General features: G+C 72.1%; 2 protein-coding genes. Both read right to left on the reverse strand.

Annotated features, from left to right (window positions below; all coding sequences use genetic code 11):
• Positions 1-12: 12 nt before the first annotated feature.
• Entirely contained in the window at positions 13-342 is a 330-nt protein-coding gene (locus tag AOK03_RS39815; protein WP_055570193.1) for a branched-chain amino acid transporter permease, read from the reverse strand.
• Complete coding sequence (locus AOK03_RS39820; RefSeq protein WP_055570194.1) at positions 335-1036, reverse strand: AzlC family ABC transporter permease; 702 nt, start codon at positions 1034-1036, stop codon at positions 335-337. The genes AOK03_RS39815 and AOK03_RS39820 overlap by 8 nt, the downstream gene beginning before the upstream one ends.
• Positions 1037-1041 lie beyond the last annotated feature (5 nt).

Genomic DNA, 1041 nt, shown 5'->3' on the forward strand with positions numbered 1-1041 from the left:
GGGTCAGGGGGGTCAGGGGGCGAAGACCGTGCTGGACAGGATCACATGAACGGCTGTGCCGCCGAGAATGCTCAACAGCGCGTTGCGCCGCCACAGATGCAGGCCGACGGTGACGGCCACGGCCACCACGGGAGCCAGGGCGCGCGGTTGCGCGAGCGCAAGGTCGCGCAGGCAGTAGACGACCAGGATCAGCATCACGCCCGCGGGCATGCGGGTACTGAGGTACTGGACGGTGCCGCTCTCGCGCAGCGGGGCGAGGGCCGCGAAGGGCAGGGCGCGCAGGGCCCAGGTGACGGCCGCCGTGACGAGGACGGCGGCGATCGCGTACGAGGCGTCAGGCATGGCTCCGCGTCCTCCGGGTGGCCAGGTGGCGGGCCAGGAGCCCGACGGTGAACAGGGCGAACGCGGCCAGGAGCAGCTCGTCGGGAAAGAGCAGCCGGGCGAACAGGGCGCTGAACAGGGCGAGTACGGGTGTGGGCAGGTCGCCGCGCAGCTCCCGCACCGCTTCGACGGCGAGGACGGTGAACAGCGCGGTCAGTGCGAAGTCCAGTCCCCTGACGCTGTCGGGGATGAGCGAGCCGAGGAGCGCTCCGGCGACCGAGCCCGCCACCCAGTATAGGTGCAGGAGGAGTTGCAGCCCGAGGATGCGCCGGCCCGGCCAGGAGCGGGCGCGCTCCCCCGAGGTCAGGGCGTACGCCTCGTCGCTGAGCGCGAAGGTGCCGTACGCCTTGCCGAGCCGTCCTTCGACGCGGTGCAGCGGGTAGGACAGCGCGTAGAAGACGTGCCGGACGTTGACCATGAAGGCGGTCGCGGCGATCGAGGCCAGCGGGGCGACGGCGGCGACCATGCCGATGAGCAGGAACTCGAACGAGCCCGCGTAGACGAGCGCGGCGGACAGGCCCGCCCACCACCAGTCGAGGCCGGACTGGGTGACCAGGGCCCCGAAGGCGAGGCCGAGCGGGAGGAACGCGAGGCCTACGGAGGCGGTGTCGCCGAGCGCGGTCCGTATTCCTGGGAAGGGCCGGGGGCGCGGTATCTCGG

Origin of the sequence: Streptomyces atriruber (assembly GCF_001418325.1) — a bacterium.
Classification (GTDB): Bacteria; Actinomycetota; Actinomycetes; order Streptomycetales; family Streptomycetaceae; genus Streptomyces; species Streptomyces atriruber.